Source organism: Aromatoleum evansii (assembly GCF_012910805.1).
GTDB lineage: Bacteria > Pseudomonadota > Gammaproteobacteria > Burkholderiales > Rhodocyclaceae > Aromatoleum > Aromatoleum evansii.
The window spans coordinates 58,374-78,908 of the sequence record NZ_WTVK01000007.1 but is presented as its reverse complement, the minus strand read 5'-3'; the positions used below and the strand labels follow the sequence as shown (position 1 = coordinate 78,908).

Sequence of the window (20,535 nt, the reverse complement as noted above, 5' to 3'; positions counted from 1 at the left end):
TTACTCATTCAGGAGCGCCGGGCGCGCTGGAGCGATGTGCGGGGAAGGTGCCACCACGCCCATCGAGATGATGTACTTCAGGGCTTCATCGACACTCATGTCGAGTTCGATTACGTCTTCCTTGGCCATCATGAGGAAGAAGCCCGAGGTGGGGTTGGGCGTGGTCGGCACGTACACGCTGACATGCTCGCCCTTGAGGTGATTGGCAGCGTCGCCGCCGGGTTTGCCGGTGAGGAAGGCGATCGTCCATGACCCCTGGCGCGGGTACTGGACCAGCAGCGCCTTGCGGAATGCCTGCCCGGAGCTGGAAAACAGCGTATCGGAAACCTGCTTCACGCCGTAGTAGAGCGACTTCACCACCGGGATGCGGGCGAGGAGGGCTTCCCAGTAGCGGACGACCTTCTGGCCGATGACGTTGGCCGCAATGAGACCGGTGCTGAGCAGGATGACAAGGCCGACGACGAGGCCGGCGCCGGGAATGTCGAAGCCGAGCAGGCTCCTCGGCTGAAGGCCGTTAGGCAGCCACTCGATGATCTGGTCGAGCGTGCCGACGATCCACGCCAGGACCATGAAGGTGATCGACAGCGGGATCCAGATCAGCAGTCCGGTGATGAAATACTTTTTCACGTGCCGCGGACGCCCTCAGCCCGGGTGGCAGGCGCACGCGCCGCCACAGCCGGCGGGCGCAGCGGCGGGTTCTGCTTTCGCCGGCGCGGACGAGCCGCTGCCCTTGAAATCCGTCGCATACCAGCCGGTGCCCTTCAGCTGGAAGCCCGCTGCGGAGAGCTGCTTCTGATAGCTGTTCGCGTTGCAGGACGGGCAGACGGTGAGCGGTTCGTCGCTCATCTTCTGGAGATGTTCCTTCTGGAACCCGCAGCTGTCGCAACGATATTCATAAATGGGCATGGCAACCTCCGGAAATCAAGCTTCGAAGTCTAGCGCAACGCAGCATTGGCGAGAAGGGAGGCGCCGGCCGCGCGCATGGCAACCATTCCGATATGGGGGCTGGGGCGCAGTATTCAAGCTCGCGTTAGAGGTTGCCGAGGTAGGCGCTCGTCAGGCTCTGCCCCCAGAACATCGCCAGCACGCCGGCCGCAGCAAGATAGGGGCCGAAGGGGATGGGGACGTTGCGGCCGTGTCGCGCAAAGACGATCAGGCTGATGCCGACCGCCGCGCCGACCAGCGACGAGAACAGGATCGTGAGCGGCAGCATCTGCCATCCCAGCCAGGCCCCGATGGCGGCGAGCAGCTTGAAATCGCCATAACCCATGCCTTCCTTGCCGGTTGCCAGCCTGAACAGCCAATACACGGACCACAGCGCCAGGTAGCCGGCCATCGCACCGATCACGCTGGTGGAAATGTCCGCGTAGGTCCCGCCGAGGTTGAGCGCGAGTCCCAGCCACAGCAGGGGCAGCGTCAGGCTGTCGGGCAGAAGCTGGGTGTCGAGGTCGATGAAGGCCAGGGCGATCATCGTCCACACGAAGACGAGGGCGCCGAGGCTGGCGAAGCCGAAGCCGAAGTGCCAGGCCGCGTAACCCGACAGGACGGCCGTCAGCATTTCGACCACGGGGTAGCGGCGGCTGATGGGGGCGCTGCAATGGCGGCAGCGCCCGCGCAGCATCAGGTAGCTGACAACCGGGATGTTCTCCAGCGCGGTGATCAGGTGCCCGCAATGCGGGCAGCGCGAGCGCGGGGTGGCGAGGTTGAAGGTTTCCTGCTGCGGGAGCGGTTCATTGCGCAGTTCCGCCGCCTGCGCGTGCCATTCGCGCTCCATCATCTGTGGCAGGCGATGGATCACGACGTTCAGGAAGCTGCCGACGAAAAGGCCGAGGAGCGTGGCAAGGAAAGTGAAGACGATCGGGTCGCGAAGGAAGTCTGGCATGGTCGTGCTTGTGTGGCGCCGCCCGGCGCGTCGGGGCCGGGCGGCAGGGAGGGGTCAGACGACCTGGCCGAGCTTGAAGATCGGCAGGTACATCGCGACGACGAGGCCGCCGATGACCACGCCGAGGAAGACCATGATGAGCGGTTCGAGCAGGGTCGACAGGCCCGCGACAGCGTCGTCAACTTCCTGCTCGAAGAAGTCTGCGACCTTGCCGAGCATGGAGTCGAGCTGGCCGGACTCCTCGCCGATCGACACCATCTGCACGACCATGCTGGGGAAGACGCTGGAGTTCTGCATCGCCACGGTCAGGCTGGTGCCGGTGCTCACTTCGTTCTGGATCTGCTTCGTCGCCGTCTGGTATACATAGTTGCCCGAGGCTCCGCCGACTGAATCGAGGGCTTCGACAAGCGGCACACCCGCTGCGAACATCGTCGATAGCGTGCGCGTCCAGCGCGCGATCGTCGCCTTCAGGACGATATCGCCGACGACGGGCAGTTTGAGAATTATCCGGTCGAGTGCGATCTGCATCGCCGTCGAGCGCTTGTACGTGTAGCTGATTCCCGTGATGACGCCCGCGATGAGGCCGAACACGACGTACCAATATTCTACGAACGCGTCGGAGATGCCGATCACGACCATTGTCGGCGCGGGCAGCTCGGCACCGAAGCTCGCGAACACCTTCTTGAACTCGGGCACCACGAACAGCATGATCACCGTCACGACGATCGCAGCGACGACGATGACCGCCATCGGATAGAACATCGCGGACTTGATCTTGCCCTTGATCGCGAGAATCTTTTCCTTGTAGGTCGCGATGCGGTCGAGGAGGCCGTCGAGGATGCCCGCCTGCTCGCCGGCGCCGACCAGGTTGCAGAACAGTTTGTCGAAATACACGGGATGCTTGCTGAAGGCCTGGGAGAGGCTGGAGCCGGTCTCGACGTCGTTGCGCACCTCATTGAGCAGGCGTGCCAGGCTGGGGTTGCCGGAGCCCTTGATGCCGATGTCGAAGGCCTGCAGCAGTGGTACGCCGGACTTCATCATCGTCGCCAGCTGACGCGTGAACAGCGCGATGTCCTTGTCGGTGATCTTGTGCCCGCGGGACATCTTGGCCTTCTTGACCTTGAGGACCTGCACGCCCTGACGGCGCAGCGTGGCCTGCACGACCGACTCGCCGCTGGCGCGCATTTCGCCGCGCACCTGCTTGCCGTTCTTGTCCTTGCCTTCCCACGTGTAGAGGGTTTCCTTGGGGCCGGCAGCGGCGCCTCTGGCTCGGGTGGTGGTGGTCGCCATGAGCGTTCGATGTTCCCTATTCGTTGGTGGTGGCGAGCACTTCCTCGAGCGAGGTTGCACCCTGTTTCACTTTCAGCAGGCCGGACTGGCGCAGGTCGCGGACGCCTTCGCGCTGAGCCTGTGCCGCAATGTCCATCGAATTGCCGTTGGTCATGATGATATGGGCAATTTCCTCGGAAATGGGCATCACCTGATAGATACCCAGGCGCCCCTTGTAGCCGCTGCCCTTGCAGCGTTCGCAGCCGACAGGGCCGTAAGGGCGCCAGCTGCCGTCGAGGTCCTCGCCGCTGAAGCCTGCCTCGAGCAGGGCTTCCACCGGGATATCGACTGGTTGCTTGCACGTGCACAGGCGTCGCGCCAGGCGTTGTGCGGTGATCAGGATGACGGAGGAAGCGATGTTGAACGGGGCGACGCCCATGTTGCGCAGGCGCTCGAGCGTGGTCGGGGCGTCGTTGGTGTGCAGCGTCGACAGCACGAGGTGGCCGGTTTGTGCCGCCTTGATGGAGATTTCGGCAGTTTCGAGGTCGCGGATTTCGCCGACCATGATCACGTCCGGATCCTGGCGCAGGAAGGCGCGCAGCGATGCGGCGAAGGTCAGGCCGGCCTTGTCGTTCACGTTGACCTGGTTGATGCCGGCCAGGTTGATTTCCGCCGGGTCCTCGGCCGTCGAGATGTTGACGCCGGGCTTGTTGAGGATGTTGAGGCAGGTGTAGAGCGAGACGGTCTTGCCCGATCCGGTCGGTCCCGTCACGAGGATCATGCCGTATGGGCGTTCGATCGCATCGAGCAGCACCTTTTTCTGCTCCGGCTCGTAACCGAGCGCGTCGACCCCCAGCATCGCGGAGGATGCATCGAGAATACGCATGACGATCTTTTCGCCATGCAGGGTCGGCAGCGAGGACACGCGGAAGTCGATCGACTTGTTCTTAGACAGGACGAGCTTCATGCGCCCGTCCTGCGGGATGCGCTTTTCCGAAATATCCAGGCGCGAGATGACCTTGATGCGTGCCGCGATCTTCTCCTTCAGGATCAGCGGCGGCTGGGCGATTTCCCGCAGGATGCCGTCGGTGCGGACGCGGATGCGGTAGTACTTTTCGTACGGCTCGAAGTGGATGTCGGACGCGCCTTCATTGATGGCGTCGATCAGAACCTTCTGGATGAACTTGACGACCGGGGCGTCATCGACTTCCGCGGAGGCGTCCTCGCTGGCCTGCTCCGTGGCCTCCTGGTCCTGCAGGAGGTCCATGTCGAACTCTTCGCCCGTCAGGTCCTTGAGCGTGTCCTCGGTCGATTCCGACAGGGTTTCGGCAAGGCGTGCCAGGCGATCGGCCTCGACGACGATGAGGTCGACCTGCATCCCGGTCTGGAAGCGGATCTCGTCGAGCGCGCGCATGTTGGACGGATCGGCCGTCGCAACGGTGAGGCGGTTCTGGCGTTTCCCCAGGGCGACGACCTGGTGCTTGGCCATCAGCTTGCGGTCGATCGCATCGCGGGGGATGCTGGTGCGATCGACGGACGAAATGTCGAGCAGCGGGTAGCCGAAGGTCTCGGCGGCGAACCAGGCGACGGCCTTGGTGGTCAGGAGTTTGCGTTGCGCAAGTTCGAGGATGAAGCCGTTCGGGACGTTTGCCGCGCTTTTGGTGCACGCCGCCGCATCGGCTTCGGTGAGCCGGCCGTGCTGGATCAGTGCTCGCGCGAGTCCGCTCAGGGCGGTCTGGGGGTTTGCTGCCATGTCCCGGTCTTAGCTAACTGACATTCGATCTTGCCCGCCGCGTAAGGAATTGTAAAGGTCGCGGTCGAAACGTCCGGCGGCAGTCGGGGCCGCCCGCCCTCGCTCAGGTGGCGCGCCCGAGCAGCACCTCGATCACGAAACGGCTGCCGACATATGCGAGAACCAGCGCAATGAAGCCCGCCAGTGTCCAGCGCAGCGCGACGCGGCCGCGCCAGCCCCAGGCACGCCGTCCGACCAGCAGGGCCCCGAAAAGCAGCCATGAGACGATTGCAAAGACGGTCTTGTGGTCGAGGCGGAAAGGCTGCCCGAACAGCGCTTCCGAGAACACGACCCCGGAACCCAGGGTAAGGGTCAGGAGGATGAACGCGATGCCGATGAGTCGGAACAGCAGCGTCTCCATCGTGAGCAGCGGGGGCAGGCTTGCGAAGGTCTTGGTGAGCCGCCCGCTGTGCAGCTGCCGCTCGGCGATGGCCATCAGCATCGCGTGCAGCGCCGCCAGCGTGAAAACGCTGTAGGCCAGCATGGCCATGATGAAGTGGGCGCGGAACCCGGGGCTGCCGGCATTGACGAGGAGGTGCTGTCCGCGAAAAACGAGGGGCAACAGGCTGCCCGCAACCCCGGCGGCGACGACGAAGCCGTGCAGTCCGTCGAGGCGGGCGTAGAAGGTTTCGATCCAGTAGAAGCAAACCGCCAGCCAGATGACGAGCGATACGGCGAAGCCGAAGCCGAAGCGCATGCCTTCGCCAGGAAATAGTTCTCCCTGTAGCGCCAAGCCGTGGGCGACGATCGCGCCGAACATCGTTAGCCGCTCCGCGACCGACATGCTGCGCCGCGGCTGGTTCGGCGCCGCTCGGGCCGTGACTCGCCAGAAGTGGGCACCCAGGACCGCGTAGAGCGTCGCGGCGAACAGATGAAGTAGAATGGTTTGCATAGTTCCCCGCAGTTTACTCCAAGGCCTAGGGCCCCAGCCAATATGCTCGACAATCTCACTCAGCGCCTGTCCAAGGTCGTCAAGACCCTGCGCGGCCAGGCTCGCCTCACCGAAGACAATATCCAGGATGCAATGCGCGAGGTGCGCCTTGCGCTCCTTGAGGCGGACGTGGCCCTGCCCGTGGTCAAGGACTTCATCGCGCGGGTGAAGGAGAAGGCGGTCGGCCAGGAAGTCGTCGGCTCGCTGACGCCCGGCCAGGCGCTGGTGGGTGTCGTGCACGACGAGCTCAAGGCGCTGATGGGTGGAACCCACTCCGGCCTGAATCTGGCTACGCAGCCACCGGCCGTGATCCTGATGGCCGGCCTGCAGGGCGCCGGCAAGACGACCACCACCGGCAAGCTCGGCAAGCTGCTGCACGAGCGGATGAAGAAGAAGGTGCTCGCGGTCTCGGCGGACGTCTACCGGCCCGCCGCGATCGAGCAGCTGAAAGCAGTGTCGGCGCAGGCGGGGATCGATTTCTACCCGACGACGCCTGACCAGAAACCCGTCGATATCGCCCTCGCGGTCGTCGATCATGCGCGGCGCCACTACTACGACGTGGTGCTGTTCGATACGGCCGGCCGACTCGCCATCGACGCCGCGATGATGGACGAGATCAAGGCAATCCATGCCGCGATCAACCCGGTGGAGACACTGTTCGTGGTCGATGCGATGCTCGGCCAGGACGCGGTGAACACGGCACGGGCGTTCAACGAGGCGTTGCCGCTGACCGGTGTCGTGCTCACCAAGCTCGACGGCGATGCGCGCGGCGGCGCGGCGCTGTCGGTCCGCCATGTGACCGGCAAGCCGCTGAAGTTCGCCGGCGTCGGCGAGAAACTCACCGGCCTCGAGGAATTCCATCCCGAGCGCATGGCCAGCCGCATCCTCGGCATGGGCGACATCCTCGGCCTTGTCGAGGAGGCGCGGCGCGGGGTCGATGAGGAGAAGGCGCGCGCTTTCGCCGAGAAGCTCAAGACCGGCAAGGGCTTCGACCTCAACGACTTCAAGGAGCAGATCGCGCAGATGCGCAAGATGGGCGGGCTTGCCTCGATGATGGACAAGCTGCCCGCGCAGTTCTCGCAGATGGCCGGAAAGTTGCAGGGCGGCGTCGAGGAGAAGGCCATCGGGCGCATCGAGGGCATCATCAATTCGATGACGCCGCTGGAGCGTGCCAAGCCGGAGCTCCTGAAGGCGAGCCGCAAGCGGCGCATTGCGGCGGGGGCGGGCGTGACGGTGCAGGAAGTCAATCGCCTGCTCAATCAGTTCGAGCAGACGCAGAAGGTGATGAAGCAGTTCTCCAAGGGCGGCATGCAGAAGATGATGCGCGGCATGAAGGGTATGCTGCCCGGGATGATGCGCTGAGAGGGGCTGGCGATGCGCGAGATCCTGCTTGCGTTCGGACGGGCGCTGCGCAGCCTTGGGCGCAAGGGGGTGTTCGTCCACCTCGTGTGGCCCAGTCTGTTGGCCGTCGTCGCCTGGATGACGGTTGCGGTCCTGACATGGTCCCCGCTGGTCGAGACGGTCGTGGCCTGGATTCAGGGCTGGGCCTTCGTCGGCGAATGGATCGCCGCGTCCGAGATCGGCGCCACCGCCACGCTGATCGTCGTCGAGATCGCGCTGGCGCTTGCCTTCCTGCCGCTGATCTACGTCACGGCGGCCCTGCTGGTCGCCGTGATCGCACTGCCGATGATGCTCGAGCAGGTGGCGCGCAAGGATTATGGCGAACTGGAGTTGCGTCGCGGCGGCTCGAACTTGGGCAGTGCGTGGAATGCGACCGTCGCGGGGCTGCTGTTTCTGCTAGGCATGGTTATCTCGCTGCCGCTTTGGTTGATCCCCGGGGCGGGTCTTGTCGCGTCCGTGGTGTTGACCGCATGGCTGAACCAGCGAGCCTTCGGTTATGACGCGCTGATGCTGCATGCCGATCGCGAGGAGCTCAGGCGGCTGCCTCGGGTGCAGCGGACGTCGATGCTGCTGCTTGGCGGCGCATGCGCGCTGCTTGCCTATGTGCCGTTCGTCAATCTCGTGGCGCCCGCGTTCTGCGGTCTGGCCTTTGTTCATTTCATGCTCGAAGCGTTGCGGCGCGAGCGCATCGAGCGGGGCGTGACCGTCCTCGACGCGCTGTCGGCTCCGCAGGTGCGGGAATAGCGGATGGCGTTCGGCGCGATCATCATCGGTGACGAGATCCTGTCCGGGCGGCGCAGCGACAAGCATCTGGCGAAACTCGTCGAGATGCTCGGTGCGCGCGGACTCAGGCTCGCCTGGGCGCGATATGTCGGCGACGACGCGCAGCGGCTTGTCGCGACGCTGCGTGAGAGCTTCGCGACCGGCGATGTGGTATTCAGCTTCGGGGGCATCGGCGCCACGCCCGATGACCGCACGCGCCAGAGCGCGGCGGCCGCGCTCGGTGTCGAACTTGCGCTGCACCCCGAGGCGGAGGCGATCCTGCGCGAGAAATTCGGCGCCGAGATTACGTCGCATCGCCTGCAGCTCGGCACCTATCCGCAGGGCAGCGCGATCATCCCGAATCCGTACAACCAGGTGCCGGGCTTTTCGATCCGCGGGCATTACTTTGTGCCCGGCTTCCCGGTGATGGCGTGGCCGATGATCGAATGGGTGCTCGATACGCAGTTCCGCCACCTTCACCATGCCGATGATTTCACCGAAGCGGCGATCACAGTGCTGGATGCCATGGAGGGAAAGCTTGTCGATCTGATGGAGGCCGTGACCGCAGCGTTTCCCGAGCTGGAGCTGTTCAGCCTGCCCAGCGTGCCGACGGCGCCGGGCGAACTGCGGACCATCGAGCTTGGCGTGAAAGGCCCCGCGGCGAGCGTCTCGGCTGCAATGGCGCGCATCTGCGCAGAGGTCGGAGCGCGCGGATACGCATGGCAGGCGAAGGCGTGAGCCGAGCCGCGGGTCTGGCGCGCCCGTCGCGGCCGGCGACCGAGGAGTCCCGCAGCATCCGTCTCGGCGAACGGGATCTCGACTATGTGCTGCGCCGCTCTCCGCGACGCAGCTTCGCGCTGCAGGTCGATCAACGCGGGGTTCGTGTCGCCGTGCCGTGGCCCGCGACGCAGCCCGAAATCGACCGCTTCATCCGTAGCCACCATGACTGGCTGGTGGGGAAGCTCGCCGCGCGGGTGCCGCTCGCGGCGATGGCAGTCGAGGATGGTGCCCTGTTCCCGTTGCTGGGCGAGACCTGCCGCCTGCGCCTCGCGGGCGGTGTACGTTCCGCGCGCTGGCGCCTGGGGGTGGACGGTGTCGAAGAGCTGGTAGTGCCCGACGGCGCGGGCGCCCGCAAGGCACTCGTCCGTGCGCTGCGCGCGCGTGCCCTGCCGTGGTATGGCGAACGTGTCGCGGAGTTCTGCTTCCGGCTCGGCCAGGCCGTGCCTCCGGTACGCCTGTCCTCGGCACGCACGCGCTGGGGCAGTTGCAGCAGCCGCAGCGGTATCCGTCTGCACTGGCGCCTGATCCACCTGCCGCCGGCACTGATCGACTACGTTGTCGCCCATGAGGTGGCACATCTTGCCGAAATGAACCACTCGCCGCGTTTCTGGGCTGTCGTGGGCGCGCTCTATCCGGACTGGAAGGCGGCGCGCGCGCGACTGCGCGACGTCGGGCGGGCGCTGCCCGTCATCGATGGCGCCGACGCGGCGCTTCTTGCTGAAGACTGAAGAGGACCGTTGAAATGAGACTGCTTCATACCATGCTGCGCGTTGGCGACCTCGATCGTTCGATCAAGTTCTACACCGAGGTCCTCGGGATGCGGCTGCTGCGGCGCCACGACTACCCGGAGGGGAAGTTCACGCTGGCTTTCATCGGTTACCAGGACGAGTCCGCCGGCGCCGTCATCGAGCTCACGCACAACTGGGGCGTGGATTCCTACGAGATGGGCAATGCCTTCGGCCACATCGCGCTGGCGGTTCCCGATGCCTACCGTGCGTGCGACGAGATCCGCGCGCGTGGCGGCAAGGTGGTGCGCGAGGCGGGGCCGATGAAGCACGGCACGACCGTGATCGCATTCGTCGAGGATCCGGACGGCTACAAGATCGAGCTCATCCAGCACGCCTGAAAGTATTCTCTGATGCCGTCAGGGTAATGTCAGTGTCATGTAAAATGGCGGTTTGGCCTGAACCGGAACCGCCCATGGATTTTGCTCCACTGCTTCGCCCGCTGGCCGGTAATCGCTGCGGCGAGGACCTCACCTTCTCTGCGCTGTTCGACGAGATCCAGGAGGCGCGCCGCTGCGACGACCCCTCGGTGAGTCAGGGCGAGTGGGTGAGACCGCTCAAAGAGGCCGACTGGCCGCGCGTTGCCCGTCTTTGCGAGGATGCGCTGGCATCCAGGGCGAAGGATGTCCGTCTCGCCGTCTGGTTGACCGAGGCGGTGGCGCGAACCCGCGGATTCGCCGGTCTCGCCGATGGCTACCGCCTGGTGGCCGGCTTGTGCGAAGCGTATTGGGATGACATCCATCCGCTTCCCGACGACGGTGACCAGGAGATGCGTGCCGGCAATCTCGACTGGCTGGTGGCCCAGTCCCGCCGCATCGTGCGCGATACGCCCATTACCGATTCCCCGCGGGGATCCTTCTCGATGGGTGATCTCGAATCCGCGCGTAATCTGGCCGCCTGCCTGGAGCGGAACCCGCAGGAAGCCGAGTTCCTCATGCGTGCCGCGCCGGTGACGCTCGATCAATTCGAGGCCGCGCGCCGCGACACGTCCCGTGATTTTTTCAGCCGCGTTGCCGCCGAGGCGGAAGCGGCGCGGGGGGCGCTGGACGAGCTGGAGCGGGTCGTGGATGCCAAGCTCGGACTGGATGGCCCGGGTTTCGACGATGCACGCCAAGCGCTCATCGAGGTGCTGGAGACCGCGCGGCGGTTCGGTGGCGAGGCGCCGGCCCCGACTCCGCACTTGCTCGGGGCTGCGCCCGCGGGCGGCGGGCGCAGCCCCGCCGGTGAGCGGGCACCGGGTGCTGCGGTTCAGGGGGTGATCGCTACGCGGGCCGATGCGATAGCGCGGCTCCGCGAGGTGGCGGACTTCTTCCGACGCACCGAGCCTCACAGTCCGGTGGCCTATCTCGCCGACAAGGCGGCACGCTGGGGCGAGATGTCGCTGCACGAGTGGCTGCGCACCGTGGTCCGCGACGACGGGGCGCTCTCGCACGTGGAGGAGCTGCTCGGGCTCGTGTCCCAGGATGTGCCCGGGCGCTGAACGGCCGGGCCCGGGTCACTCGGCAAGCCGGAATTCGATCCGGCGATTGCGCGCGCGACCCTCCGGCGTGTCGTTGGGTGTCACGGGACGGTCGGGGCCGGCGCCCCGCGCGCTCAATCCAGCCGCCGGAATGCCCTTGCCCGTAAGGTAGTTCTTCACCGTGTCGGCACGGGCGAGACTCAAGGCGATGTTGGCTGCCCGGTTTCCGGTGGAGTCCGTATGTCCGATGATATCGACGCGGGGACGCTCGAGTCTGGCAATGACTGCAGCCATTTCGTCGAGGATGGCAACGCCGGTCGGCGTCAGGATCGCGGATCCGCTCTCGAACTCGACCACGCGATCAGCAAGCGTCTGATCGAGCATTGCCTGCGCGCCGGCTGGCACGCGCAGCCCGTTATTGACCGTGTAGGTCGGATTGAGCGCCGTCGCAATCTCGCTGGCGAGCTGCTGCCGTCGGGCTTCGTTGGCAACGTTGCCGCTGATCGTGACCTGGGTGCCGTTGACCTCCAGCTGGCCCTGGCGGACGTCGCGGATGCCGTTCCCGAGGGTCTTGACGACGTGGCCGCTCCAGCCCGGTGGCGCGACGACGCCCCCCGAGTCCAGACGGTCGACAACCTTCTCTGCGCCATAGAGTTCGCGCAGGCGGGAAATGATGGCCACGCGGGCGCTCTCGTCAGGTACCGTGCCCGTGACGTGTACCAGACCGTCCGACGCGAGGTTTTGCGGTGGCGGTGCGCTCATGCCGGCCGCGGCATAGAGCAGCCCCGCCGCGAGTGCGAAACTGAGCTTCAAGATCATTCTCCGAAAAATACTTCCCTGAAGGTGGCGAGCCCCATGGCGAGGGACGTCCCGGGCTGGGCGAGATAGCTCGACAGCTTGGCGATTCCGTAGTCGCCGGTCAGGTCCGGGTGCGTGTCTATCCACTCGGGATCTTCCAGGCTCACGACGGCGTCGGGTGCGCTTGCCGGCGAGATCAGGCTGACGAGGGGCAGTGGCGAGGCACCGTTGAAGCCGACGGTCAGCGTGTTGCGTCCCGCAACCGGTGCCTGCAGCAGCTGGAGTTCGCAGGAGGTGTTGCGGAGAAAGCCGTTGATGAGGTTTACCCAGACCTGCGCCAGCCCGTCCCGCAGTCCGACATCGTCCGGAAGGGGCAGCCGCAGGCCGCGTTCGATCGCGGGCCGGTTGCTCCCGAGCAGCGGACGCAGCAGCACGCCGAGGGCGAGGATGATGCGGCGGGCCTGTCCATTACCGCCGTCGTGTCCGAGCAGCCGGTCAAGGTCAGCCATCGTCGTTGCGTCGGGCATTGCGCTGGTTCCCGACGGTTGTGCGATGTGCGCGAGCTCCTCGCTGCAGTCTATGCGCGCAAGGGCGTGCAGCATCGACGCGGGTTCCTCGGCCGTTCGAGCCAGGCCGACCAGGTGCCCGAACTTTGCCCACAGCGAGGACAGGGCCAGTGGCCCGGGCGGGGCGTGTCCGGCCTCCGACTCGATCGTCGACGCGACGAGAAAGGGGAAGCGGCGGGACGATGCGTCGTGGCTCGGCTGCAGGTGGCCGACGACGGAGAGGCGGCTGCGCGGACCGACGAAGGCGAAGTGCACCGGGCTCATGCTGTCGTAGGGAACGCGCCAGCGCGGATCTGCCGACAGCTGGTTCATGCTCTCCGAGATCCAGCGATCGAGCATCGCGATGAGTTGCGTCGATCCGCCTCCCTTCACGAAATCGCCACGCGCGGGCAGCTTGCCGAAATAGCCTGTGGCGTGGATGGCAGCCGCCTTCATTGCACGCCCCCGCGCTGCTGAGTCGCGGTTGCGAGCGTGGCCGCGCCACCGGGGGCGATGGCGGCCTGTGTCTTCGCGTCGTCTCCGGCTACGCTGGCGGGGAGCGGGGCGTTGCGGCCGCCCCTGGGGCTGGTCTCTTTGCCTGTCTGCACGTCCGGGCTGCTCACGATCTTGAGCGTGACAGGCACCGACACCTCGCCCGTCTGCCAGGCGAGGTTGAACGAGCCGTCCGCGTTGCGTGTGCGCGTGGCCGAGTTGATCAGCTTTTCGAGCCCGAAGCGGCCGCTGAAGTTGGCGACCTCGATTTCCTGTCCGTCGAAGGTCGTCGCGACGACTCGCGCGCCGGGAGTTCCCGCCGGATTGGGCCACACGAAGGTGGCCCACTGGGCGGCGCCGTTGCGGTAGCGCAGTCTTTGCCCATCGATCTCGATGGTGTATTCGGTCGTGCCCGGCGAGGGCTGCGGCAGCATCCGGAAGCTCGTCTGCGCAACCGGCGCGGCCGGGGTGGCGCTGCCGCCCTCCAGGGGGGCGACCCAGCCCGGGAAAGCCGCGAGGAATTCGGGGCGCAGGCGGATACCGAGATCGCCCCAGGTCCGCGCCTCGATATAGTCGCCGCGCCGCACCATCAGCGGCCCGATGCTGCTAGCCGCGTACTTCGAGATCGCGCCCTCCGGGCCGAAGATCTGCGCGATCTCGGCCGGCGTCGCTTCGATTCCCGACGCGGCGTCGAACGGATACTTCCCGGCAAGCTGCCGGCCGAAGGGCTCATGGACGTTCGCGATCCAGCCCTTGTCGAGCTCCCGCTCGGCCGGGCCGATCAGGGCTGCGAAGGTCTGCAGCAAGGGGCGCACCAGTAGCGGGCGGAGCACTTCACGCTGATTGTCGGGCATGCCCGTCAGCATCTGCTCGTCCACGAACCGCAGCGTGTCGGCAAGTTCCGAGTTGCCGCCTTCGATCGTTTCGCTCATCAGCTTCACGGCGCCGGGACCCGGGTCGCCCTGGTTGGCGAGAAGATTGAGGCGCGTCCGCAATCCGGAAAGCCGGCGCAGGTACAGGTCCAGTATCGATTCCCCGTTGTCGCGGCGCGCAATCAGACGACCGACCCCGGCGAATTCCTGGCCGATGGCGCCCATCGGGCTGGCTGGAGCGGTCGTGGAAGTGGGGACCTCGAGCGTGACCGGCGCGGGCGACATGCGCAGGATCGACTGCTTGAACCATTCGATGAAGCCTTTTTGCGCACGCGCGGCTACCGCATGGCTGACCCCGGGGTTGTCCCAGGCGGTCTGCTCATCCACCGTCCGCAGCAGTTTCCCCAAGGGAGATGCGGCCACGTCGCCGAGGCGATTCATGGCCGCCACGGCGGCGGGGAAGCCGTCGAATCCGCTGACGCCGATGCCTGTGACGAATTTCTGCCATTCCTGGACGTATTCCTTCTTGTATTTCGCCACGAGCATCTTCTGGATCTGCTCGGGACTGCCGGCGAGGGAGAGGTCGTCCTTCGCGCTGGTGTCGAGGACCCAGTCCGTGCTGCGCAATTCTCCCGTCGCAGCATCCTTGATCGCGTCCTCGACATAACTGCGCCACGCTTCGGCGGTGAATGTGCCGGAGATTACATGGCTGCCACTGACCAGGCCGGTGTCGTCCGGCCCGACGAGGTTCGCGACCGTCACGGGCGGGAAGCGGGTGGCCGCCCGCGCCTTGATGTCGCCGTAGACGCGCTCGATTGCGGGCATGCCGCGCACCACATGGCGCAGCGTCGCACGCGTCTCGTCGATCACCGAGAGCTTGCCTGCGATGGTCGGCCAGCCGGGGTCGTTCGCATGCCGCAGATGGAAACTGATGATCCGCTCCGCGCTGCGCATCATCTGCTCGCGCGGCATGGAGCCGCGATTGGCATCCAGCCAGGTCCGCCAGTAGCGGCTGAGCTGATCGGAGAGATGGCCGACCTCGGTATGCGCCCGGTCGCCCAGCATCAGATAGGTCTTCAGGGCGTTGTAGGCGTCTTCGACGTTGGTCGGCGAGGTTTCCTTGTACGGCTGCGCCTCCTCGGGCGCCTCGCCCGCAACCGCCCCCTGGCCGGGGGTGTCGCTCGGCCGCAGCCGGCCGGCATTGCGATTGACGGCTGCAAGGAAACCTTCGATGCTCTCGCTCACCGGGCGGAGCATGATTTCCCTGACGCCCCGGTAGTACTCCTCGAGCAATCTGGATTTCACTTCATTGCCCTGGAACAGCCCGAGGCCGAGCGAACGCGACGGTTCCGTGTCGAAGCGTTCGAGCTGTGCGATGCGCTCCTGGAGCAGTTCGAGCGCTTCGAGCCGCGACTGCAGGTCGACGCGGTCTTCCTGAATGCGCACGGCGCGTTCGAGGTCGGCGCGGACGTTGTCGACGAGGCTGCGGTTGTTGGCGTAGGACCAGCTCCATCCCGCCAGCGAAAGGCCCAGCAGCGCCGCCGCTGCCAGCGAGGTGGCGTGATGCAGGCGTTTCTTGCGCCGGCTCGCGTAGTGCCGTACCAGGTTGCGGTCGGCGAAGATGACCTTCGAGAAGAGATCCTTCAGGAAAAAGCCGTTGTTCGAGGCGATCCGTGCAGCAGCCGGGCCATCGCCGGCAAGTCCGAAGCGCTTTTCCACCCGCTCGCTGGAGCTGCTGGGCGTCTCCCCGCTCTGGATCGCCGAGGTGATGTAGAAGCCGCGGAAGATCGGCTTGAACTGGAAAGGGTTCTCCTCGAACAGAGTGGCGATGAAGGACCGCAGGGCCGGCTTGATTGCGGCGAACTCGAGCGGGAACGTGAGCAATCCGGGCGGCATCCGTTCGCCGCGGGCAATCGACATCTGAGCCACGCTCATTTCGCGCAGCCCTTCATACAGTTCGTCGAAGTGGCGGTCGAACAGCCCGATGGCGTCGTTGCTTCCAGCGGTTTCGTAGGGCAGGGTCGCTCCCCACACGCGGTCGCGCTCGTTCCAGTCCACGTCCTGGAAGAACTCGTTGAACCCCGCGATGAGGTCGGCCTTCGAGAACATCACGTAGATCGGCGCGAACACTTCGAGCCGTTCGGTGAGTTCCTGAACCCGTTGGCGCAGATTCTTGGCCAGCGTGATCGCGAAGCCGGGCGGATTGCGGAGCAGCTCGCCGACGCTCACCGTGACGATGATGCCGTTGATCGGCGCGAGCGGACGATTCTTCTTCAGCAGGTCGAGAAAACCCAGCCATTCCTCGCGGTCCTCTTCGTGGACGGAGTAGCGGCCGGCGGTGTCGAGGAGGATCCCCTCGGTCGTGAAGAACCAATCGCAGTTGCGCGTCCCGCCGAGCCCCTGCACGACGCTGCCGGCGGCATCGCCGAGAGGGAAGGTGAGCCCGGAGTTGACGACGGCCGTGCTCTTGCCCGCCGCGGGGTTGCCAATCGTGATGTACCACGGCAGCTCGTACAGCGCGGCGCGTCCGGAGACCAGCCCCAGCTTCGATGTCTTGATCGTGCGGATGGCTTCCTTCATGCGCCGGCGCAGGGTTTCGATTTCCCCCTTCGTCCGGCCTTCGCCATCACCCGTGCGCGGGTCGAGCATCCGTTCGAGTGCGGACTCGGCGAGGCCGGCCCGGCGTCGCCGCCAGGCCCACACGGCGATCCAGAGCGCGAGGAGGGCGCACGAGGCGATCGCCGCCCAGGTCAAGGCGAGTTCAAGCGTTTCGGCACCCAGCATCAGGAAGCCGGCGAGGGCCAGTACGCCGATGAAGGACAGGGTGCGCGAGTCGGTGAGAAAGGTGCGGAGATAAGACATCGGTCAGGTGGCGTCAGGAGCAGGGTCTGGCTTTGGCGCGGGGGACGTGGGCGCCGGCGGGCGGGCGTCGACGATGATCGCCGCGCGGGCGTTGGGGGATTGGCAGGTCAGGCACAGGGCGACGCCCTCGTTTGCGCTGGCGGCCTCGGCCGCACAGAGCAGCGTCACGAGTCCGCCGATCGGCGCGCTAAAGCCTGTCGCGTTTCCGAGACTGAGCATGTCCGCCAGCGGTTCGAGCGTCGGGAAGCGTTCCGAGAGCGTCCGCAGGAGATCCTTCGTGATCGGAGCCCGGTGGTCGGCGTCGGCAAGTACATTCGAGACGCGCGCCGCGTCGATTTGCGTGTCCGTCAGGATGGCGTCGATGAGGCTGCCCAAGAGGGGGGCGCCCGCCTTTGCCCGGGAAGCATCAGCGGGGCTGACTCTGCCTGAAGCAGCGTGCGACAGGCGGGGCGACGACAGGCGCCCGACGAGGGCCGCTCCCGCGCGGTTCGCGAGCACCAGCACCGCTGCCGCCTCGCCCGGGATACGGCCGTCCTGCGTGCTCGCCGTAAACAGGTCCGATGCGGCCTCCCAGGCCGCAACCGTCCGCTCGTCGACATGCGACACGGCGCCCAGTACCAGTGCAAAGGCCGGGGAAGACAGGCGGTCGAGCTCGTCAGCCAGGGCGTCGATGAGCTCGAAGGCATGGGCGTCATCCCGCGGGTGGTGGAATCGAACGTCCGTCGCCGCAATGTCGCGCGGAGCGAGGTGCTCGCGCCGTAGCCAGGTCGCGAGGCGGTCGCCGTGTGCGTCCTCCCTCTCCCGGTCCGAAAGCCACAGGACGATCCGGATTGCAGGGGCGGGAGCGATGAACTCCGCAAGGTCGTCGAGCGCACGGGGGAGTGCGCTGTGCAGCAGTGCCAGCGCACGCGCATCCTGTTCTCCGTCAGTCAGACAAATGTCGACGGAATGGTCGTGCGGCGTCCCGCCGGGATCCTCGGGTGAAAGGTCGGCGACGCGGGCGGCGAACACGGGAAAGCCATGCGCATCACGGAGGTCGTCGTCGAGCGCCGGGGCGCATCCTTGCCGGGCTGCATCGAGTACTTGCGCCGCCTCGGTGCCGTGCGCGCACTGCAGGGCGAAGGCGATCAGGTATGTTTCCGGGCGATGCGCGGGGGCGGATGCAGCGGCTGGCCGGGTCTCGCTGTTTCCGCTCGCATGGGCAACCGTGGCGGCAGGGGGCTGGCGCAGGTGCTCGATGACGGTGCGCAGGAGCCAGAAGCCGGCCAAGAGCGTTGCCGGCAGGAGGAGCAGATGCGTGGCGAGTTCAACCGTTCCGGGTTCGTATCCGACGGCCCGCCACCAGCCGAGGACGAGCGCCCAGACCAGTGCGGTCGCGAGAACTCCGAGGACGACGGGCCTCAGTACGAAGGCGAACATGGGATCGCGACCCGGCGTCAGTCGACCGTGAGCGCCTGCGAGGCGATCAGGATTGCGCCGCAGGCAGTCCTGTCGCCATGGCGCGCGGCCGGACGCCCGTCGATGAGGGTGGTCGGGTCGCCGGTCGCGATGACGGTCACGCGGCCGTGCCCTTTGCGCGGGCAGGTGACCTGGTCGCCGACTCTTGCGATGCCTTTGCCATTGCAGTCGCTACTGAGCGAAGCGCCGATCACGGTGCCGCCGTGATCGGTCCGGTCGCCGATGACGATGAATGGACGTGCCATGGGAAATGGATCCTCCTGGTTGCTGGTGGGTGTTGCGGGCCGGCCTGTGCTTCGGTTCAGGAACGTCCGGCCGGAAGCGCTTCGCGGCGGCGCAGTTCGACGTGCCCGAGATCCATCATCTTCCAGCGTCCGCCCCAGGTCAGGCCCGCTGCCTCGGCGAGCACGCCATAGAATTCGTAGCCGCGCATGGCCCAGGGGTCGCGTTCGGAGATGACGAGTCTGCCGTCGCGCAGGAATGCGACATCGGCGGCGAGGCCGTGCTGGTGATAGCTCAGGTTCGGGGCGGCCTGGGTGACGGAGGGGCCGCGCAACAGCAACTCCGCCTGACGCTCCGGGCTGCGATAGCCTTCGAGCAGTACTGCCTGGTAACCGTGTTGCTCCTCGAGCAGTTTGAATACGGTGAGCAGGCGTTGCCGGAACTCGCCATCGAGCAGATTCCAGTCCCGACTCGCATTCCCGAGCGACGGCCTGAGCATCTCGACTTCGGTCGTGGCAAAGACGGCGGGCGGAAGCGGAGGTGGCGGTGCGAGGTGCTCTCCGGCCAGCAATGCGGCGATCTTGCGGTCGGGCGGCGTGTCGTCCGGAGCGAACTCGAAGATTGCCCGTTGCGACAGTGCGAGCACGGCCAAGGGCGGTACGAGGGCGAGCACGAGGGCGGAAAACGCAACCGGGCGGTTTTCGATCAACGGAATCGAAATCCCGGTGCCCCCGTAGCGCACGAAGCCGAGACCGGTCGCCACGAACCTGATGGCGGCCCGGAACCTGCCTTGCAGGGCTGCGGCAATTCCATGAATGCGTGCCGATCCGCCGGCAAGAAAGGTGGGGCGACGCGCCGGATGGCGGATGAGCGCCAGTCCGATGCAGACGAGCGCGAAGTATGCGACCGGGGCGGCGAACAAAAGGGGTGAATTCACGGTGCCGGGGCTGGGCAGGGAAATGCCTGTGTCGTTACAATCGGCTATTGTATATGAATATGGCAAATGGATCGGTGCTCGTGATGTCTGATGCTTTCAACGGAACAGCCGCCGCGATGGCGGCTCAGCCCCTGCCCAGCCTCTTTGCGTCGAGTCTGCGCGCGCAAGGACCTGGTGATGTTCGAATCCTCGACGAGCTGTCCGCGGACAGAGGATTGGGGGCGCGAGGGGGGAGGGCCGGCGTGGTTCTGGCCGCCGGTGCCGCGCTGGCGGTCGTGGGCGTGCTGTTTTTCGCGATGTGGGAGTCCTGGCGTGCGCCCGTCGGCGAAAGTGCAGGCGGACGGGAGCCCTTGGATGTGGTCCCGGTGAGTGCGCCGATGGAGACGGAAACCCGTCCGGAGCGCCTGCCTACGGTGCAGGCGTCCGTGATGCCGCCCGTGCCGGAGTTCCGTGCGCCGGCAGCGACCATCGTCGAGATGCCGGCGCAACGCGTTGAGCCGCCGAGAATCGTCGACAGCCGGTCGGGCGGGGTGAAGCGCGTTGCGCAACGGGAGGTGGCGCGCGCCTCCGCTGCAAGCGCGAAGCCGAAGCCGGGCGGGGAGCGCGCGGCGGAAGCGAGGCGTGGCGCTCCGCCAGTGCGGATGCAGCCGGCTGTGCCGAAGCATGCTGAAGAGCGGGTCGATGCTGACGTCCAGGTGATCGAAGCAATCGTCACCCGCGCGCGCTGACATCGATATCACCGTCCTCATTGAATCTTCGGTCCCGCGCGCGCGGGGCAGGATCGCTGCCCCGGGGGTGAGGATCGGTGCGGCAGAAAATGAAAACGCCAAGACAAGTCATTGTCTTGGCGTTGAATTGGTGGAGCCGGGGGGAATTGAACCCCCGTCCGCAAGCCCTCCACAGACAGCTCTACATACTTAGCCAACCTATTTGGATTTAACTCCTGTCTTAGCCGGTCGGCAGGCCGGACAGAAGCGAGTCACCTTACCTTTAGCTGTTGCGCCAAGTGGCCCGGCGCAACTCGCGAGTCTCTGTAAATGACACTGCAGCGGCTCAGCTTACGCTGAGACCACCCGGCCCAGAGACCTGCCGGTGCAGCGCCCGCCGGGATTAAGCGGCGAGAGCGAAACGCTCGTCGTTGGCGTTTGTTTGTTTCCAGATGGATTTACGAGGTGACTGGTCCTCGGTATGCACTGCGCTGCTTTGCGACCCACGTCGAAGCCAGGTCGGCCCCTTGTGTATCACGCTACGAATCTGGTGGCGGTACACCCGATTTCAAGTGCCAGTC

At 66.0% G+C, this 20,535-nt stretch carries 19 protein-coding genes and 1 other RNA gene; 7 read left to right on the top strand and 13 right to left on the bottom strand.

The features are described from left to right. The 6 genes from GO615_RS05035 to GO615_RS05010 form a co-directional block, all read right to left on the bottom strand. Complete coding sequence (locus GO615_RS05035) at positions 1-627, bottom strand: DUF502 domain-containing protein (RefSeq protein ID WP_169125946.1); 627 nt, start codon at positions 625-627, stop codon at positions 1-3. A 15-nt stretch (positions 628-642) separates the two neighbouring features. After that, on the bottom strand, positions 643-906 hold the full coding sequence (locus GO615_RS05030; RefSeq protein ID WP_169125945.1) for an FmdB family zinc ribbon protein: 264 nt from the start codon (positions 904-906) through the stop codon (positions 643-645). A gap of 124 nt (positions 907-1,030) precedes the next feature. Then, positions 1,031-1,882 carry a prepilin peptidase gene (locus tag GO615_RS05025; protein WP_169125944.1) on the bottom strand — a complete coding sequence of 284 codons (852 nt, stop codon included), beginning with the start codon at positions 1,880-1,882 and terminating at the stop codon, positions 1,031-1,033. 54 nt (positions 1,883-1,936) lie between these two features. Then, positions 1,937-3,172: a type II secretion system F family protein gene (locus tag GO615_RS05020; protein WP_169125943.1), complete on the bottom strand. Its 1,236-nt coding sequence runs from the start codon at positions 3,170-3,172 to the stop codon at positions 1,937-1,939. A gap of 16 nt (positions 3,173-3,188) precedes the next feature. Then, on the bottom strand, positions 3,189-4,904 hold the full coding sequence (gene pilB, locus GO615_RS05015) for a type IV-A pilus assembly ATPase PilB (protein ID WP_169125942.1): 1,716 nt from the start codon (positions 4,902-4,904) through the stop codon (positions 3,189-3,191). Positions 4,905-5,007: 103 nt separating this feature from the next. Then, positions 5,008-5,835 carry a cytochrome C assembly family protein gene (locus GO615_RS05010; RefSeq protein WP_169125941.1) on the bottom strand — a complete coding sequence of 276 codons (828 nt, stop codon included), beginning with the start codon at positions 5,833-5,835 and terminating at the stop codon, positions 5,008-5,010. 42 nt (positions 5,836-5,877) lie between these two features. Between GO615_RS05010 and ffh the strand changes: the two genes are divergently transcribed. From ffh to tssA, 6 genes are all read left to right on the top strand, one after another. Further along, the gene (gene ffh / locus GO615_RS05005) at positions 5,878-7,236 is read left to right on the top strand and encodes a signal recognition particle protein (RefSeq protein WP_169125940.1); all 1,359 of its coding nucleotides are present in this window, start codon (positions 5,878-5,880) and stop codon (positions 7,234-7,236) included. A gap of 12 nt (positions 7,237-7,248) precedes the next feature. Further along, positions 7,249-8,019, top strand: coding sequence for an EI24 domain-containing protein (locus GO615_RS05000; protein ID WP_169125939.1), 771 nt, complete (start codon positions 7,249-7,251; stop codon positions 8,017-8,019). A gap of 3 nt (positions 8,020-8,022) precedes the next feature. Next, a complete protein-coding gene (locus GO615_RS04995; protein ID WP_169125938.1) occupies positions 8,023-8,775 on the top strand; it encodes a competence/damage-inducible protein A in 753 nt (250 codons plus the stop codon). Next, positions 8,772-9,545 (top strand): M48 family metallopeptidase, encoded by a 774-nt coding sequence (locus tag GO615_RS04990; RefSeq protein WP_339380132.1) that lies wholly within the window; start codon positions 8,772-8,774, stop codon positions 9,543-9,545. Before GO615_RS04995 ends, GO615_RS04990 begins: the two co-directional genes overlap by 4 nt. Before the next feature lie 14 nt (positions 9,546-9,559). Next, positions 9,560-9,943 (top strand): lactoylglutathione lyase, encoded by a 384-nt coding sequence (gloA, locus tag GO615_RS04985; protein WP_169125936.1) that lies wholly within the window; start codon positions 9,560-9,562, stop codon positions 9,941-9,943. Positions 9,944-10,017: 74 nt separating this feature from the next. After that, positions 10,018-11,082, top strand: coding sequence for a type VI secretion system protein TssA (gene tssA / locus GO615_RS04980; RefSeq protein ID WP_169125935.1), 1,065 nt, complete (start codon positions 10,018-10,020; stop codon positions 11,080-11,082). A 15-nt stretch (positions 11,083-11,097) separates the two neighbouring features. Here tssA and GO615_RS04975 read toward each other — a convergent pair whose 3' ends face one another. Genes GO615_RS04975 through GO615_RS28825 form a run of 6 tightly spaced genes read right to left on the bottom strand, consistent with a single transcriptional unit; the run spans position 11,098 to position 19,247 of the window. After that, positions 11,098-11,880 carry an OmpA family protein gene (locus tag GO615_RS04975; RefSeq protein WP_169125934.1) on the bottom strand — a complete coding sequence of 261 codons (783 nt, stop codon included), beginning with the start codon at positions 11,878-11,880 and terminating at the stop codon, positions 11,098-11,100. Further along, entirely contained in the window at positions 11,877-12,860 is a 984-nt protein-coding gene (tagF, locus tag GO615_RS04970; RefSeq protein WP_169125933.1) for a type VI secretion system-associated protein TagF, read from the bottom strand. Before tagF ends, GO615_RS04975 begins: the two co-directional genes overlap by 4 nt. Further along, positions 12,857-16,630 carry a type VI secretion system membrane subunit TssM gene (gene tssM, locus GO615_RS04965; RefSeq protein ID WP_169125932.1) on the bottom strand — a complete coding sequence of 1,258 codons (3,774 nt, stop codon included), beginning with the start codon at positions 16,628-16,630 and terminating at the stop codon, positions 12,857-12,859. The genes tagF and tssM overlap by 4 nt, the downstream gene beginning before the upstream one ends. A 3-nt stretch (positions 16,631-16,633) precedes the next feature. Beyond that, positions 16,634-18,049, bottom strand: a complete 1,416-nt coding sequence (locus GO615_RS04960) for a hypothetical protein (RefSeq protein WP_169125931.1) — start codon at positions 18,047-18,049, stop codon at positions 16,634-16,636. 17 nt (positions 18,050-18,066) lie between these two features. Further along, entirely contained in the window at positions 18,067-18,333 is a 267-nt protein-coding gene (locus tag GO615_RS04955; protein ID WP_169125930.1) for a PAAR domain-containing protein, read from the bottom strand. Positions 18,334-18,389: 56 nt separating this feature from the next. Further along, entirely contained in the window at positions 18,390-19,247 is an 858-nt protein-coding gene (locus GO615_RS28825) for a M15 family metallopeptidase (RefSeq protein WP_339380131.1), read from the bottom strand. A 242-nt stretch (positions 19,248-19,489) separates the two neighbouring features. On the opposite strand from GO615_RS28825, the gene GO615_RS04945 reads away from it, so the two are divergent. Beyond that, complete coding sequence (locus GO615_RS04945; protein WP_169125929.1) at positions 19,490-19,975, top strand: hypothetical protein; 486 nt, start codon at positions 19,490-19,492, stop codon at positions 19,973-19,975. Positions 19,976-20,103: 128 nt separating this feature from the next. Here the strand turns inward: GO615_RS04945 and ssrA are convergent. Then, positions 20,104-20,481, bottom strand: a transfer-messenger RNA (tmRNA) gene (gene ssrA, locus GO615_RS04940). Positions 20,482-20,535: the final 54 nt, after the last annotated feature.

What these genes read in the sequence shown, in the direction of transcription:
- GO615_RS05030 (WP_169125945.1), bottom strand. Translation starts at nt 906, where the DNA reads ATGCCCATTTATGAATATCGTTGCGACAGCTGCGGGTTCCAGAAGGAA.
- GO615_RS05025 (WP_169125944.1), bottom strand. Translation starts at nt 1,882, where the DNA reads ATGCCAGACTTCCTTCGCGACCCGATCGTCTTCACTTTCCTTGCCACG.
- GO615_RS05020 (WP_169125943.1), bottom strand. Translation starts at nt 3,172, where the DNA reads ATGGCGACCACCACCACCCGAGCCAGAGGCGCCGCTGCCGGCCCCAAG.
- pilB (WP_169125942.1), bottom strand. Translation starts at nt 4,904, where the DNA reads ATGGCAGCAAACCCCCAGACCGCCCTGAGCGGACTCGCGCGAGCACTG.
- GO615_RS05010 (WP_169125941.1), bottom strand. Translation starts at nt 5,835, where the DNA reads ATGCAAACCATTCTACTTCATCTGTTCGCCGCGACGCTCTACGCGGTC.
- ffh (WP_169125940.1), top strand. Translation starts at nt 5,878, where the DNA reads ATGCTCGACAATCTCACTCAGCGCCTGTCCAAGGTCGTCAAGACCCTG.
- GO615_RS05000 (WP_169125939.1), top strand. Translation starts at nt 7,249, where the DNA reads ATGCGCGAGATCCTGCTTGCGTTCGGACGGGCGCTGCGCAGCCTTGGG.
- GO615_RS04995 (WP_169125938.1), top strand. Translation starts at nt 8,023, where the DNA reads ATGGCGTTCGGCGCGATCATCATCGGTGACGAGATCCTGTCCGGGCGG.
- gloA (WP_169125936.1), top strand. Translation starts at nt 9,560, where the DNA reads ATGAGACTGCTTCATACCATGCTGCGCGTTGGCGACCTCGATCGTTCG.
- tssA (WP_169125935.1), top strand. Translation starts at nt 10,018, where the DNA reads ATGGATTTTGCTCCACTGCTTCGCCCGCTGGCCGGTAATCGCTGCGGC.
- GO615_RS04975 (WP_169125934.1), bottom strand. Translation starts at nt 11,880, where the DNA reads ATGATCTTGAAGCTCAGTTTCGCACTCGCGGCGGGGCTGCTCTATGCC.
- tagF (WP_169125933.1), bottom strand. Translation starts at nt 12,860, where the DNA reads ATGAAGGCGGCTGCCATCCACGCCACAGGCTATTTCGGCAAGCTGCCC.
- tssM (WP_169125932.1), bottom strand. Translation starts at nt 16,630, where the DNA reads ATGTCTTATCTCCGCACCTTTCTCACCGACTCGCGCACCCTGTCCTTC.
- GO615_RS04960 (WP_169125931.1), bottom strand. Translation starts at nt 18,049, where the DNA reads ATGTTCGCCTTCGTACTGAGGCCCGTCGTCCTCGGAGTTCTCGCGACC.
- GO615_RS04955 (WP_169125930.1), bottom strand. Translation starts at nt 18,333, where the DNA reads ATGGCACGTCCATTCATCGTCATCGGCGACCGGACCGATCACGGCGGC.